Here is a 14517-nt window from a genome sequence, read left to right on the forward strand (position 1 = left end):
CGGCTATCTAACGGTGGATAAATCATTTAGGGAAAGAATGGCCCTCTGTCACACTCACTAGAAATGTTATCAATTATAGATAAATGCAAACATTTAGTTATAAGGAGAGAGAGATGCGCGTCATTACGCTTGCGGGCAGCCCGCGTTACCCTTCCCGTTCCAGCGCCCTGCTGGAATACGCCAGAGAGACGCTCACCGCCGCCGATATCGAAGTCTGCCACTGGCATCTGCAGAACTTTGCCCCGGAAGACCTCCTGTACGCTCGCTTTGACAACCCGGCGCTGCAGACGCTCAATGAGCAGCTGGCCGGGGCTGACGGACTGATCATCGCCACGCCGGTGTATAAAGCCTCGTTTTCCGGCGCCCTGAAAACGCTGCTCGACCTGCTTCCAGAGCGGGCGCTGGAGGGCAAAATCGTGCTGCCGCTGGCCACCGGCGGCACCATCGCCCACATGCTGGCGGTGGACTACGCCCTGAAGCCGGTGCTGAATGCCCTCAAGGCTCAGGAGATCCTCCATGGCGTCTTCGCTGACGACAGCCAGGTGACCGATTACCAGCACAAGCCGCAGTTTACCCCGAACCTGCAGCGGCGCCTCGATGAAGCCCTGGAGACCTTCTGGCAGGCGCTGCATCGCCCCAGCAGCCGCGCCCCGTCGTTAACGTCTCTGCGTGGGGTGGAACATGCTTAATCCTCTCCGCGCTCTGACCCTCGGCGGGCTGCTGCTGTTCTCCGCCCTGGGCCATGCCGCCCCGGCGGCGCCTGACGCCCTGCGCATCGGCTATCAGAAAGGCAGCGTCAGCATGGTGCTGGCGAAAAGCCATCAGCTGCTGGAGCAGCGCTACCCGCAAACCCATATTTCGTGGATTGAATTTCCGGCCGGTCCGCAGATGCTGGAGGCGCTGAACGTCGGCAGCATCGATATTGGCAGCACTGGCGACATTCCGCCTATCTTTGCGCAGGCGGCCGGCGCCGATCTGGTGTATATCGGTTCGGAACCGCCAAAGCCCAAAGCGGAAGTGATTCTGGTGGCGCAGGGCAGCCCGATTCATAACGTGGCTGAGCTAAAAGGGAAAAAGGTCGCTTTTCAGAAAGGCTCCAGCTCCCACAATCTGCTGCTGCGCGCCCTGCAGCTCGCAGGTTTGAAGTTTAGCGACATTCAGCCGGTCTATCTCGCCCCCGCCGATGCGCGCGCCGCCTTCCAGCAGGGCAATGTCGACGCCTGGGCGATCTGGGATCCGTATTACTCCGCCGCGCTGCTGCAGGGAGGCGCCCGGGTGCTGACCGACGGAACCGACCTGAAACAGACGGGATCCTTCTATCTCGCTTCCCGCCCTTACGCTGAACGCAATGGCGCCTTTATTGAGGGCGTACTCGATACCTTTACCCAGGCCGATGCCCTGACCCATAGCCAGCGTGCGCAAAGCATTACGCTGCTGGCAAAAACGATGGGATTACCGGAAGCGGTGATCGCCAGCTACCTGGACCATCGTCCCCCCACCTCGGTGACCCCGGTGAGCGCTGAAACCGCCGCTCGCCAGCAGCAGACGGCCGACCTGTTCTATGAGAACAAGCTGGTGCCGAAAAAAGTTGATATCCGGGCCCGCATCTGGCAGCCCGCCGCCGCACAAGGAGCGAAATCATGAGTCTGAATATGTTCTGGTTTTTACCGACCCATGGTGATGGTCGTTATCTGGGTACCGAAGAGGGAGCCCGTCCGGTCGATTACGGCTATCTGCAGCAAATCGCGCAGACGGCGGATCGGCTGGGATTCACCGGCGTACTGATCCCGACCGGGCGCTCATGTGAAGATGCCTGGCTGGTTGCGGCCTCGATGATCCCGGTAACGCAGCGGCTGAAATTTCTTGTCGCCCTGAGGCCAAGCGTGGTGTCGCCGACGGTGGCCGCGCGCCAGGCGGCGACCCTGGACCGACTGTCGAACGGCCGGGCGCTGTTCAATCTGGTCACCGGCAGCGATCCCGCCGAGCTGGCAGGCGACGGTGTCTTCCTCGACCACACCGAGCGCTATGAGGCCTCGGCTGAATTTACCCATATCTGGCGCAAGCTGATGGAGGGGGAGACTGTCACCTTTAACGGCAAGCATCAGCGCGTTCGCGACGCCAAACTGCTGTTCCCGCCGCTCCAGCAGCCGCGTCCGCCGCTCTATTTCGGCGGATCGTCTGAGGTAGCGCAGGATCTGGCCGCTGAGCAGGTCGATCTCTATCTTACCTGGGGCGAACCGCCAGCCCAGGTGGCAGAGAAGATAGCTCAGGTGCGGGAGAAAGCCGCCCGACACGGTCGCCGGGTGCGTTTTGGCATCCGCCTGCACGTGATTGTGCGGGAAACCAATGAGGAAGCCTGGCAGGCGGCGGACAGCCTTATCTCCCATCTGGATGATGAGACTATCGCCCGCGCCCAGGCGGCCTTCGCCAGAACCGACTCCGTCGGCCAGCAGCGGATGGCGGCGCTGCACAACGGTCGACGCGATAAGCTGGAAATCAGCCCCAACCTGTGGGCTGGCGTCGGTTTGGCGCGCGGCGGCGCCGGAACCGCGTTGGTGGGCGATGCCGCTACCGTTGCCGAAAGGATCAATGAATACGCCGCGCTGGGTATCGATAGCTTTATCTTCTCCGGCTATCCGCATCTGGAAGAGGCGTATCGGGTCGGCGAGCTGCTGTTCCCGCTGCTCGACGTCGCGGTGCCATCTGTTCCGCAGCCGCACAACCTGCGTCTGCAGGGGGAAGCCGTCGCCAACGAGTTTATCCCGCGTAAAGTGGCGCAGAGCTGAGGAGGCACTGATGGCAAAATCAACCCATCCCCTGTTATTACGCCTCGCCCCCTGGCTGCTGCCGGTGGGAACGGTCATTGTCTGGCAGCTGGCGTCGTCCGTCGGCTGGCTGTCGACGCGGGTGCTGCCCTCGCCGGAGGGCGTTTTGAAAGCGTTCTGGACGCTCTCGGCCAGCGGTGAGCTGTGGCAGCATCTGGCCATTAGCTCGTGGCGGGCGCTGGTCGGCTTCGCCATCGGCGGCTCCATTGGACTGGTGCTCGGCCTGATCAGCGGTCTGTCACGCTGGGGCGAGCGCCTGCTGGACACGTCGATCCAGATGCTGCGCAATGTGCCGCACCTGGCGCTGATCCCACTGGTGATCTTGTGGTTCGGCATCGATGAGACCGCCAAGATCTTCCTCGTATCGCTGGGCACCCTGTTTCCGATCTATATCAATACCTGGCACGGGATCCGCAATATCGACCGTGGGCTGGTGGAGATGGCGCGCAGCTATGGTTTATCCGGCTTTGCTCTTTTCCGTCACGTGATTTTACCCGGCGCCCTGCCCTCGATTATGGTCGGCGTGCGTTTTGCACTCGGTCTGATGTGGCTGACGCTTATTGTCGCCGAAACCATCTCGGCGAACGCCGGTATCGGCTACCTGGCGATGAATGCGCGTGAATTTCTGCAAACCGACGTGGTGGTGGTCGCCATCATTCTTTACGCCATTCTTGGCAAACTGGCCGACGTCAGCGCCCAGCTGCTGGAGCGGCTCTGGCTGCGCTGGAACCCGGCGTATCATCTTCAGGAGGCTAACGCATGAACACTGCCCGTCTGAACCCAGGTATCCCGCTGCTGCTGAACGGGGTGACTAAACGCTATGGCGACAACACCATTCTTAACGAGCTGGATCTGCATATCCCCAGCGGCCAGTTTGTGGCGGTGGTGGGCCGCAGCGGCGGCGGCAAAAGCACCCTGCTGCGCCTGCTGGCGGGCCTGGAAAAGCCGAATGCCGGCGAGCTGCTGGCAGGCGCGACGCCGCTGGCGGCGATCCAGGACGACACCCGGATGATGTTTCAGGATGCGCGCCTGCTGCCGTGGAAAACGGTGATTGATAACGTGGGGCTGGGGTTAAAAGGCGCCTGGCGCGACGCCGCCCTGCAGGCGTTGGCCAGCGTCGGACTCGAGAGCCGCGCGCAGGAGTGGCCGGCGGCGCTGTCGGGCGGGCAGAAGCAGCGCGTTGCGCTGGCCCGCGCGCTGATCCATCGCCCGCGCCTGCTGCTGCTGGACGAGCCGCTGGGGGCGCTGGACGCCCTCACCCGTCTGGAGATGCAGGAGCTGATCGTCTCCCTGTGGCAGGAGCATGGCTTTACGGTCCTGCTGGTGACCCACGACGTCAGCGAAGCCGTGGCGATGGCCGACCGGGTGCTGTTGATTGAAGAGAAGAAGATCGGTCTCGATTTGAACGTGGATATTCCGCGACCGCGGCGCACCGGTTCGGCGAAGCTGGCCGAGCTGGAGGCGGAGGTGCTGGATCGGGTGATGAAACGCGGCAAGAGCGAGAGCGCACCGCGTTTGTTTAGTCATGGCTAACTAACGTCCCCGGCCCGCGCTTCGCTCGGCCGGGCTACCAAATCGCACAGCGCTGTAGCCCCGGTAAGCGAGAGCGCAACCGGGGATTTTGCCACCGTTACGCCAGCGCCTTACTGATTTTCTCGTACAGATCGCCTGAGAGATCCTTCAGCCCCTTCAGCTGCTCCAGCGCGGCGCGCATCAGCGCCTGGCGTTTCTCATCATAACGCTTCAGACGAATCAACGGCTCAATCAGTCGCGAGGCGACCTGCGGGTTGCGCTGGTTAAGCTCGGTCAGCATCTCCACCAGGAACTGGTAGCCGCTACCGTCTTCAGCATGGAACGCCGCCGGGTTGCTGCTGGCGAAAGCGCCGATGAGCGACCGCACGCGGTTCGGGTTGCTCATGCTGAACGAACGATGGTTCAGCAGACCGCGTACCGTTTCGACCACATTGGCCGCCGGACTGGTGGACTGCAGGATAAACCACTTGTCCATCACCAGGCCGTCCTGATGCCATTTGTCGTCATACTCCTGCATCAGCGCATCGCGGCACGGCAGCTCAGCGGCAACCGCCGCCGACAGCGCGGCCAGCGCGTCGGTCATGTTATCCGCCTGGTGATACTGCGCCGCCACCAGCTTATCGCCCAGCGTCGGCTCTGCGAACGCCAGATAGCGCAGGCAGGTATTGCGCAGGGCTCGCTTACCGATATCGGCGTGCTCCACCCGGTAGCTGTCGAGCTTATTGGCGTTATATACCGCGAGGAATTCGTCCGCCAGCTCGTTCGCCAGGGTGCGGGTGAGCGCCTCGCGCACGGTGGCGATGGCGATAGGATCGATAATGGCGAACATCTCGGCGATTTCGTTGGCCGACGGCAGGGTTAAGATCTCGGCGGCCAGCGCCGGGTCAATCTTCTCGTCGAGCAGAATCGCGCGGAAGGCGTCCGCCACGTGCACCGGCAGCGACAGCGGCTGTCCCTGCTGATGACGGTTGACGTTCAGCTTGATGTAGGTCGCCAGCAGACTCTGCGCCGCATCCCAGCGCGAGAAATCATTCCGCGCATGGCGCATCAGGAAGGTCAGCTGCTGATCGCTCCACTTGTATTCCAGTTTCACCGGTGCTGAAAACTCGCACAGCAGGGCCGGGACCGGCTGGAAATAGACATTATCAAAGACGAAGGTCTGCTCAGCCTGAGTCACATTAAGCACCGGGTGCAGCGGATGACCGCCCTTCTGCAGGGGGATCACCTTACCTTCGTTATCGTACAGCTCGATGGCAAACGGAATATGCAGCGGCTGTTTCTCAGCCTGCTCGGCGGTCGGCGGCGTGCGCTGGCTGATGGTCAGCGTATACTGCTCGGTTTCCGGGTTATAGTCGTCGTGGACGGTGACAATCGGCGTACCGGACTGGCTGTACCAGCGGCGGAAGTGCGACAGGTCGACGTTAGAAGCATCTTCCATCGCCTGGACGAAATCGTCGCAGGTGGCGGCGCTGCCGTCATGACGTTCGAAATATAGCTGCATCCCTTTCTGGAAGTTTTCTTCACCCAGCAGCGTGTGCAGCATGCGGATCACTTCGGCACCCTTTTCATAGACCGTCAGGGTATAGAAGTTATTCATCTCGATAACCATATCCGGGCGGATCGGGTGCGCCATCGGGCTGGCGTCTTCGGCAAACTGCAGCCCGCGCATGGTGCGCACGTTGTTAATGCGGTTCACCGCCCGCGAGCCGAGGTCGGAACTGAACTCCTGATCGCGGAACACGGTCAGCCCCTCTTTCAGGCTGAGCTGGAACCAGTCGCGACAGGTGACGCGGTTGCCGGTCCAGTTATGGAAATACTCATGGCCAATCACCCGCTCGATATCGAGGTAGTCTTTATCGGTGGCAGTGTCGGTGCGGGCCAGGACATATTTGGAGTTAAAGACGTTCAGCCCTTTGTTTTCCATCGCTCCCATATTGAAGAAGTCGACGGCGACAATCATATAGATGTCGAGGTCGTACTCGAGGCCAAAGCGCTCCTCATCCCATTTCATGGAGTTTTTCAGCGAGGTCATCGCCCACGGCGCGCGGTCGAGGTTACCGCGATCGACGTACAATTCCAGCGCCACTTCACGCCCGGAGCGGGTGGTAAAAGTGTCGCGCAGGACGTCGAAATCACCGGCCACCAGCGCAAACAGGTAGCACGGCTTCGGGAAGGGATCCTGCCACTGTACCCAGTGACGACCGTTCTCCAGTTCCCCTTCCGCCATCCGGTTGCCGTTGGAGAGCAGGAACGGATATTTGGCTTTATCGGCGATAATTTTGGTGGTAAAGCGCGCCAGCACATCCGGACGGTCCAGGTACCAGGTGATATGGCGGAAACCTTCCGCTTCACACTGGGTGCACAGCGCTTCGCCTGACTGATACAGACCTTCCAGCGCGGTGTTCGCCGCCGGGCTGATCTCATTGACGATGGTCAGGGTGAAATGCTCCGGCAAGCCGCCGATCACCAGCTGATTGTTTTCTTCTTTATAGTCGCTCCACGGCTGGCCGTTCACTTGCAGAGCAATCAGGGTCAGATCTTCGCCGTCCAGGCGCAATGGCACATCAGACGCAGCCGCATGGCGGGAGACCTTGCTCTCGGCCGTAACAACGGTTTTTGCGGCATCCAGGTCAAAGGTCAAATCGATATCGCTAATCAGATACTCCGGCGCACGATAGTCGTGGCGGTATTTGGCTTGGGGCTGTTGTGTCATAAAAAACCTTTAGCATCTTCGGTAAAGTGTCGTCCCAGTCTATTCCTGTTGTGTCAATCGCGCTATGCAGAATCTTCATCTTTTCAACGTGAAACACGAAAATCGCTACATTTTGTTAACACTCGTGGCACGAATTGCCCTCGACCCGACGCAAAGCTTGTGGTGTGATCCATGTTCAATATATTAAACTAGGCCTCGCAAATGACCGTCAGCGTCGCCATCGCTCGCCATCGCGGGACAGAGCCGGGTAATAAAGGTATACTCCGCCTCCTTTTTCCGCGTTGGTTTCGATGGAACGCTCCAGTGAGAGGATGCTACTGCGCACCATGACACAATTCACTTCTCCTGTACTGCATTCGCTGCTTGATACGGATGCCTACAAGCTGCACATGCAGCAGGCTGTCTTCCACCGCTACGGCGATGTACATGTGGCGGCGGAGTTTCGCTGCCGTGGAGACGACCTGCTCGGCATTTATGCCGACGCGATCCGCGAGCAGGTGGAGTCCATGCGCGACCTGAGGCTGCGGGATGATGAATATCGCTGGCTGTCCACCCTTCCCTTTTTTCGCCAGGATTACCTCGACTGGCTGCGCGATTTTCGCTATGACCCGCGCCAGGTCACGGTCGCCAATGACAACGGCAAGCTGAACATTCGCCTCACCGGCCCGTGGCGGGAAGCCATCATGTGGGAAGTCCCCCTGCTGGCGGTGATAAGCGAGCTGGTCCATCGCTACCGTTCACCCGAGATGGGCGTTGAACAAGCGCTAAACGCGCTGGAGCATAAGCTAGGCGACTTCGCCACCATGACCGCTGACCTCGATATGAGCGCCTTCCGCCTGATGGATTTCGGCACCCGCCGTCGTTTTTCACGCGATGTACAGGAAGCCATTGTGCAACGCCTGCAGCAGGAGCCTTGGTTTGTCGGCACCAGCAACTACGATCTGGCGCGCCGTCTGAACTTAACCCCGATGGGCACCCAGGCCCATGAGTGGTTCCAGGCCCACCAGCAGATCAGCCCGAACCTGGCCAGCAGCCAGCGGGCGGCCCTCGCCGCCTGGCTGGAAGAGTATCCTGACCAGCTGGGCATCGCGCTGACCGACTGCATCACCATGGATGCGTTCCTGCGCGATTTCGGTCCGGAGTTCGCCACCCGCTATCAGGGTTTGCGCCACGACTCCGGCGACCCGGTGGAATGGGGTGAAAAAGCCATCGCCCATTACCAGAAGCTGGGCATCGATCCGCTGAGCAAAGTGCTGGTCTTCTCCGATAATCTCGACCTGGCGAAAGCCGTCGACCTGTATCGCCACTTCGCCTCGCGGGTGAAGCTGAGCTTTGGTATTGGTACCCGTTTAACCTGCGATCTGCCGCAGGTTAAACCGCTCAATATCGTGATTAAGCTGGTGGAATGTAACGGCAAACCGGTGGCGAAACTCTCCGACAGCCCGGGGAAAACCATCTGCCACGATAAGGCCTTCGTCCGTGCCCTGCGCGAGGCGTTTGACCTGCCGCCGATTAAAAAGGCAAGCTAAAAAACATGGCCCGACGGCATTCTGCTATCGGGCCAATCAATATCACTCCTGCGGCAGACGGGTTCTGACGACCTCGGCAAAATACTCCGCGCCAGTTAGCAATATCTCATCATTAAAGTCGTAGCAGGCATTATGCAACGGTGTATTGCCCTGAGCATCTGAACCATCGCCGTTGCCTAAAAAGATGAAACAGCCGGGGATTTTTTGCAGAAAAGCGCCAAAATCCTCCGAAATCATCATCTGTGCGACGTTGCCGTCCACCTTCTCAGCCCCTACCACGTTAATCGCAGCGGTGACCGCCACATCAACGCATTTCTGCCAGTTCACCGTTGGCGCAAATTCATGGGTATAGCTGAACTGGCACCTAGCACCGTGCATCGCGCAAATTGCTTCGCTAATGGTACGCATTCGTTCTTCGAGCAGCATCTGCACCTCCGGTACAAAGCTGCGCGTATCCCCTTTGATTTCAACATGCGTCGGAATCGCATTGCGGATGCCATCGGTGTGCAGTTCAGTACAGGAAATGACCGCTGGCACGTTCGGATCAACATTTCGCGAAACAATTGTCTGCAAAGCCAGGATGATTTCCGCCGCAATTACCAGCGGATCTTTCGCCATATGCGGCCGCGCCGCATGCGCTCCCTGCCCTTGAATACGAATAATAAAGTTATCTTCACTGGCCATAATGCCACCGACTCGCGTGGCGATAGTCCCGGCTTTCATACCCGGCATATTATGCAGACCGTAGATTTCCTCAATGCCAAAGCGTTCAATAACGCCATCGTCCATCATCGCTCTGGCGCCATAGCCAGGCTCCTCAGCAGGCTGAAAAACAAAGATGACCGTGCCGTTAAAATTCTGCCGCTGCAATAGCAACTGCGCCGCGCCCAATGCAATGCAGGTATGACCATCATGCCCGCAGCCGTGCATCCGATCGGCGGTCATGGAGCGGTAAGACCGGTCTCCCTGTTCGGTCAATTGAATGGCATCAATATCGGCACGAATAGCGATAACGCCCTTGCCGTCGCCGCATTTCAATCTCCCCACTACCCCGGTTTTGCCAATATCGCGGTGTACCTCAATGCCCATGGCCTCGAGCTTTTCGGCAATAAACCGTGAAGTATTCTGCTCTTCGAAGGCGCTTTCCGGATGGGCATGCAAATAGTGACGCCAGGCGATAAGCTGCTGCTTTAACTGTTGCTGATTCATTCTCTGCTCCTGTAAACATTAGTCCATACGCTGGGCGCGCTGTAAAACCACCTGCAGCAGCACATTGGCGCCAGCAATCAGGTCTTTGGCCGCACTGTGTTCTTTGACGTTGTGACTGATGCCATCAACGCAGGGGACAAAAATCATCCCGGCGGGACATACCGACGCCATAAATTGTGCATCGTGTCCAGCGCCGCTTGGCAAACGTCGGTAACTGAGCGCCTGACGCTCCGCCTCGGCTTCCACCGCATTGACGATCTCATCGGCAAAAATGACCGGTTCAAAGCGCACCAGTGAGCGGCTGGTTATCTCCACGCCCTCTTCCTGCGACGTTTTTGCGACAAATTCTGCCAGTTGCTGCTCCGCCAGACATAAGATCGCATTATCGGTATTGCGAAGATCCACTGACATAACGACATGGTTGGGAATGACGTTGATCAGATTTGGCTTCACGCTGAAATGCCCAACGGTAGCTACCTGATCACCACCAAGGCTTAGTGCCAGCTCACGGGCAAAAACAGCGATTTTCGCAGCCGCCAGCCCGGCATCGCGTCTCATGGACATTGGGGTAGTACCCGCATGATTCGATACGCCTCTCAGGGTAAATTCCTGCCACGAAATACCCTGTACGCCGGTAACAACGCCAATATCAATTTGCTCTTTATCAAGAATCGGTCCCTGTTCGATATGCAGCTCAACGTAGCTATCTACCGCCATATCTCCCGGCTGACGTTCGCCCTTATAACCAATGTTACGCAGCGCTTCATCGAGCGTGATACCGTCGAGATCTTTTGCCGCGAGCGCCTGCGCCAACGGATACTCGCCGGCAAACACCACGCTGCCCATCATATCGGGCTGAAATCGCACCCCCTCCTCGTTAGTAAAGAAGGTTACCGCCAACGGTCGTCGGGGGCGGATCCCGGCATCCTGGAGGGTGGCAATCACCTCAAGGCCGGCCATAACGCCGTAGTTGCCATCGTATAACCCACCGGTAGCGACGGTATCGATATGTGACCCCATCATCACCATCGGCAACGTCTCCTCGCCGTGATAAACACCGGTGACATTACCGATAGCATCAATAGACACACTCAGGCCCAGGGCCTTCATGCGGGCTACAACAAAGTCCCTGCCGGCTTTATCTTCGGCCGTCGCTGCCAGGCGGCATACGCCGCCGCCTTCCAGCGCACCATATTCGCCAAGCGCATACAGGGAATCGATAAGCCGTTGGCCGTTAATCTGCAGAAAATGACTCATAAAACATCTCGCTAGTGATGGTGGTTATTGGAACATGCCGTAAAAAATGGCAGAGACGGTGATAAGCCCGATCAGGGTGACGAAAACGTTGCTCGCTTTACCGCGCCAGGGGGCAAGCACCGGTAATTTATGAATGGCGTACATAGGCAACAGCAGAAGAATTGCCGCCCCGGTGGGACCGCTGATGCATTCGATAATACCGAGGATACTGGGGTTCTTGTACGCGGCGAACCAGCAGGTAAACACCATAAACACCAGGATGACCGCGTCGACGAGGCGAATGCCAGGTTTTTTCCCGCGTGCGGCGGCGGCCTCCAGAATCAGGTCGCGCAGCGATTCATAGGCGCCGATGTAGTGGCCAAGAAATGATTTAGTAATAGCGACAAAGGCGATAATCGGCGATAGCCAGGCAATAATCGGTGTATCGTACTGATTGGCCAGATAGGACAAAATCGACAGATTCTGGGCTTTGGCTTCCGCCAGTTGCTGCGGCGACAGGCTTAACACGCAGCTGAGAACAAAAAACAGCACCACCACCGTCATGAGCAGGATACCGTAGCGCTGGATCTGCGCGCATTTCCCCTCAGCGAACGCCAGACCGTAACGCTGCTTCTGGCGCACCACCATCGGCGAAATGATGGGATAGTGGTTAAACGACATCACCAGTACCGGGAAGGTCATCCAGAGGGATAACATGATCCCCTGCCCATCGCCTGTGGCGCTGAAGCTTGCGGTTTGCAAAATTGCGCCGTTCCAGTGCGGAATCAGAAAAAGTGCCATAAAAATAAGCGAGATAATAAAGGGATAAACCAGGGTGCTCATCACCCGCATTATCAAACGCTGTCCAAAACGGACGATAAACATCAGCCCGAGGATCAGAACGATGGCCACCAGCGACCGGGGAGGCTCGGCCATTGCCAACTGGTGGGTGATAAAGCTCTGCGCGGTGTTGGTGATTGCCACCGCATACATAATCAGAATGGTATAGACGGCGAAGAAATAGATGACGGTAAACACTTTTCCCGCCAGCGCGCCAAAATGCTCGCCAATAACATCGGTAATACTACTTTCCGGCGTATTGGAAGAGTAAATGAATCTCGCCAGACCGCGGTGAGCCAGATAAGTAATAGGAAAAGCGAGGACAAAAACAATCAGCAGCGGCCAGAAGCCGCCAATTCCGGCATTAATCGGCAGAAACAGCACCCCGGCGCCAATTGCGGTACCGAAAAGGCCAAGGACCCAAACGGTATCTTCGCTATGCCACTTTGCGGGATCGGAACATCCTTTATTGATAATTATATTTTCAGTATTCATCGGTCAGGTTCTCTCTGTGCATGACGCGAAAGCGCGTATGTTTTCGTTATGAGTCAGAACGCTTGTCACACCGAGGGCTCGTAGGGTAGGTAAGATGGCCCCCTTGTTATTGTCGATAGCGCTCAACCATTACGTCCAAACCAGACGATGTCTTCATAGACATCGGGTGATGTATCTCCTTCCGTGCTGATTAACAGAACCTGTGCATCGGCATTCAGGCGCAGAGATTCGGCAAGCTCGCGATACTCCGGCTGAGTCATCAGCGCGTAAAGCACGCCAGTGCCGATAGCGCCGGATTCCCCGGAGACAAAAGGTTCGTCAGTACCTGGTCGCGGAGCGGCCAGCAGGCGCATGCCATTGGCGGCCAGACAATCGTCGGCGGAAATAAAACAGGTGGCATGGTCGCGGAGCATTGGCCAGCTGGTGATATTAGGTTCACCACAGGCAAGCCCGGCCATCAGGGTTGACATATCCCCGCCGACGCTGTGCGGCAGTCCGTCATTAATGGTTGCCGAGCGATACAGGCAGTTCGCCTTGTGCGGCTCAACGATGATGATGGTGGGAGCCTGCTGCTGCATCTTTTCGATGAAATATCCCATGATGCTGCCGGCAAACGACCCGACACCGGCTTGTAAAAACAGATGCGTCGGCATCGGCGCCCCGCTTTCTACCAATTGCTGCCAGATTTCAACAGCGAGGGTCATATAGCCTTGCATGATCCATGTGGGGATCTGCTCGTAGCCCTGCCAGGCGGTATCCTGGAGTAATACCCATCCCTGCTCGCGCGCGGTTTTGGCCGCCATCCGAACTGTGTCGTCGTAGTTCAGTTCAGTAATCGTGCATTCGGCGCCATGCCGGCGAATATTCTGCGCGCGTACCGGTGAGGAGCCCTTTGGCATATACACCACCGCACGCAGCCCAAGCTGCTCAGCCGCCCACGCCACGCCACGTCCATGGTTACCGTCGGTAGCAGTCACAAATACGATGTCCTTGATACGCGCCTTAATCGCTGGTGAATTAAGCTCGGCAAAGCTCAACGTAGTAATATCTCGCTCAAGCAGAGCGGCGAGATATTTCCCCATCGCATAAGATCCGCCTAATCCTTTAAACGCATTCAAACCGAATCGCTGGGCTTCATCTTTTATATGGATCGACCCCAGGCCCAGCCGCTGGCTTAAAAATTCCAGCTTACGCAGCGGCGTGACCCGGTAATCAGGAAATTTTTGATGGAATGCCAGCACTTCGTTCCCCACGCTTTCATTGAGCAGACTCAAGTCTGCTCCCTGGCCATAGGGCTGCCGCCGGGCGTTGAGTTGAAATTTAATTGTGTCCACTATTCAGGCACCTCTATTTTCATATCGTCCTGCGACGATAACGTTATTTGCGACCATTCCGCCTAAACGACGGGTGCACGGATCCGTGCGGCCTGAGACAGGACGGTCGCTTTAAATTGGTTAAGTCAGAGTGTGAGAGGCTTTTTGTCGCGATATGCCGCTTTCCCACTGCCTGTGATGGTACACTGCGCCCGGCGGTTAATTGGCGCAAAGTTGCCCATCGCGCCGCAATTTTCACTCTGTTTTATCATTCTCACGCAACGACGTTGCATGAGTGAGATTGATCACAGGCTTGCAGGACGAGATATATGATGAAACTTGACGCATGGGATAAAAAAATTCTTACGCTCTTGCAGCGTAATAATCGCTTGTCGCAACGGGAGATCGCCGATCGGATCAGCCTGTCTCCTTCGGCAGTCAATCGGCGTATCGCTGCACTTGAGGATGCAGGGGTGATTAAAGGCAGTGTTAGCTTAGTGGACGCCAGTAAAGTGGGAAGACCCATCACCATTATGGTGCAGGTGACCATTGAGAATGAACGTCTCGATCTGCTTGAGGAGGATAAACAGCGTTTCGTAACCTGTCCGCAAGTGCAGCAGGTCTACTATGTCACTGGCGACTTCGATTTTCTGCTCGTGATCAACGTCCGTGATATGGCGGAATACGAAGCGCTAACCCGTGAACTCTTTTTTGCCTCGGGAAATATCAAGTCTTTCCGGACCATCGTGTCGATGCAAAATGCGAAGCAGGAAATGACGGTCATTATCGAGTAAGTCGTGTAAAAGTCGAAATGGGGAGCCAAA

General features: G+C 57.5%; 12 protein-coding genes. 7 read left to right on the plus strand and 5 right to left on the minus strand.

From position 1 onward, the window contains the following. Nucleotides 1-113 precede the first annotated feature (113 nt). From ssuE to ssuB, 5 genes are read left to right on the plus strand one after another with little or no spacing between them, the layout of a single operon-like run. Nucleotides 114-689, plus strand: a complete 576-nt coding sequence (gene ssuE, locus LGM20_RS16680) for an NADPH-dependent FMN reductase (RefSeq protein ID WP_004201416.1) — start codon at nt 114-116, stop codon at nt 687-689. Then, complete coding sequence (locus tag LGM20_RS16685; RefSeq protein ID WP_023289042.1) at nt 682-1644, plus strand: sulfonate ABC transporter substrate-binding protein; 963 nt, start codon at nt 682-684, stop codon at nt 1642-1644. The genes ssuE and LGM20_RS16685 overlap by 8 nt, the downstream gene beginning before the upstream one ends. After that, nucleotides 1641-2786 carry an FMNH2-dependent alkanesulfonate monooxygenase gene (gene ssuD, locus LGM20_RS16690; RefSeq protein WP_023289041.1) on the plus strand — a complete coding sequence of 382 codons (1146 nt, stop codon included), beginning with the start codon at nt 1641-1643 and terminating at the stop codon, nt 2784-2786. Before LGM20_RS16685 ends, ssuD begins: the two co-directional genes overlap by 4 nt. A 10-nt stretch (nt 2787-2796) precedes the next feature. Further along, on the plus strand, nt 2797-3588 hold the full coding sequence (ssuC, locus tag LGM20_RS16695; protein WP_004201413.1) for an aliphatic sulfonate ABC transporter permease SsuC: 792 nt from the start codon (nt 2797-2799) through the stop codon (nt 3586-3588). After that, on the plus strand, nt 3585-4358 hold the full coding sequence (ssuB, locus tag LGM20_RS16700) for an aliphatic sulfonates ABC transporter ATP-binding protein (protein WP_023289039.1): 774 nt from the start codon (nt 3585-3587) through the stop codon (nt 4356-4358). The genes ssuC and ssuB overlap by 4 nt, the downstream gene beginning before the upstream one ends. 97 nt (nt 4359-4455) lie before the next feature. Here ssuB and pepN read toward each other — a convergent pair whose 3' ends face one another. Beyond that, nucleotides 4456-7071: an aminopeptidase N gene (gene pepN, locus LGM20_RS16705; protein ID WP_044521934.1), complete on the minus strand. Its 2616-nt coding sequence runs from the start codon at nt 7069-7071 to the stop codon at nt 4456-4458. 326 nt (nt 7072-7397) lie between these two features. On the opposite strand from pepN, the gene pncB reads away from it, so the two are divergent. Then, nucleotides 7398-8600 (plus strand): nicotinate phosphoribosyltransferase, encoded by a 1203-nt coding sequence (pncB, locus tag LGM20_RS16710; RefSeq protein WP_032428717.1) that lies wholly within the window; start codon nt 7398-7400, stop codon nt 8598-8600. 42 nt (nt 8601-8642) lie between these two features. On the opposite strand, the gene LGM20_RS16715 is transcribed toward pncB, so the two are convergent. From LGM20_RS16715 to dpaL, 4 genes are all read right to left on the minus strand, one after another. Next, nucleotides 8643-9809, minus strand: a complete 1167-nt coding sequence (locus LGM20_RS16715) for a M20 aminoacylase family protein (protein WP_044521930.1) — start codon at nt 9807-9809, stop codon at nt 8643-8645. Between the two features lie 18 nt (nt 9810-9827). Beyond that, a complete protein-coding gene (locus LGM20_RS16720; protein WP_044521929.1) occupies nt 9828-11066 on the minus strand; it encodes a Zn-dependent hydrolase in 1239 nt (412 codons plus the stop codon). A 24-nt stretch (nt 11067-11090) separates the two neighbouring features. Further along, the gene (locus LGM20_RS16725) at nt 11091-12380 is read right to left on the minus strand and encodes an aromatic amino acid transport family protein (protein ID WP_044521927.1); all 1290 of its coding nucleotides are present in this window, start codon (nt 12378-12380) and stop codon (nt 11091-11093) included. Nucleotides 12381-12502: 122 nt separating this feature from the next. Next, complete coding sequence (gene dpaL, locus LGM20_RS16730; protein ID WP_044521925.1) at nt 12503-13654, minus strand: diaminopropionate ammonia-lyase; 1152 nt, start codon at nt 13652-13654, stop codon at nt 12503-12505. A 371-nt stretch (nt 13655-14025) separates the two neighbouring features. Here dpaL and LGM20_RS16735 point away from each other — a divergent pair, with 371 nt between their 5' ends. Then, nucleotides 14026-14487 carry an Lrp/AsnC family transcriptional regulator gene (locus LGM20_RS16735; RefSeq protein ID WP_002898209.1) on the plus strand — a complete coding sequence of 154 codons (462 nt, stop codon included), beginning with the start codon at nt 14026-14028 and terminating at the stop codon, nt 14485-14487. Nucleotides 14488-14517 lie beyond the last annotated feature (30 nt).

The sequence above is a fragment of the Klebsiella quasipneumoniae subsp. quasipneumoniae genome, from assembly GCF_020525925.1.
In the GTDB taxonomy this organism is placed as follows: Bacteria; Pseudomonadota; Gammaproteobacteria; order Enterobacterales; family Enterobacteriaceae; genus Klebsiella; species Klebsiella quasipneumoniae.

Excerpts from the sequence above, each read along its gene's own strand:
- ssuE (WP_004201416.1), top strand. The coding sequence starts at position 114 with ATGCGCGTCATTACGCTTGCGGGCAGCCCGCGTTACCCTTCCCGTTCC.
- LGM20_RS16685 (WP_023289042.1), top strand. The coding sequence starts at position 682 with ATGCTTAATCCTCTCCGCGCTCTGACCCTCGGCGGGCTGCTGCTGTTC.
- ssuD (WP_023289041.1), top strand. The coding sequence starts at position 1,641 with ATGAGTCTGAATATGTTCTGGTTTTTACCGACCCATGGTGATGGTCGT.
- ssuC (WP_004201413.1), top strand. The coding sequence starts at position 2,797 with ATGGCAAAATCAACCCATCCCCTGTTATTACGCCTCGCCCCCTGGCTG.
- ssuB (WP_023289039.1), top strand. The coding sequence starts at position 3,585 with ATGAACACTGCCCGTCTGAACCCAGGTATCCCGCTGCTGCTGAACGGG.
- pepN (WP_044521934.1), bottom strand. The coding sequence starts at position 7,071 with ATGACACAACAGCCCCAAGCCAAATACCGCCACGACTATCGTGCGCCG.
- pncB (WP_032428717.1), top strand. The coding sequence starts at position 7,398 with ATGACACAATTCACTTCTCCTGTACTGCATTCGCTGCTTGATACGGAT.
- LGM20_RS16715 (WP_044521930.1), bottom strand. The coding sequence starts at position 9,809 with ATGAATCAGCAACAGTTAAAGCAGCAGCTTATCGCCTGGCGTCACTAT.
- LGM20_RS16720 (WP_044521929.1), bottom strand. The coding sequence starts at position 11,066 with ATGAGTCATTTTCTGCAGATTAACGGCCAACGGCTTATCGATTCCCTG.
- LGM20_RS16725 (WP_044521927.1), bottom strand. The coding sequence starts at position 12,380 with ATGAATACTGAAAATATAATTATCAATAAAGGATGTTCCGATCCCGCA.
- LGM20_RS16735 (WP_002898209.1), top strand. The coding sequence starts at position 14,026 with ATGAAACTTGACGCATGGGATAAAAAAATTCTTACGCTCTTGCAGCGT.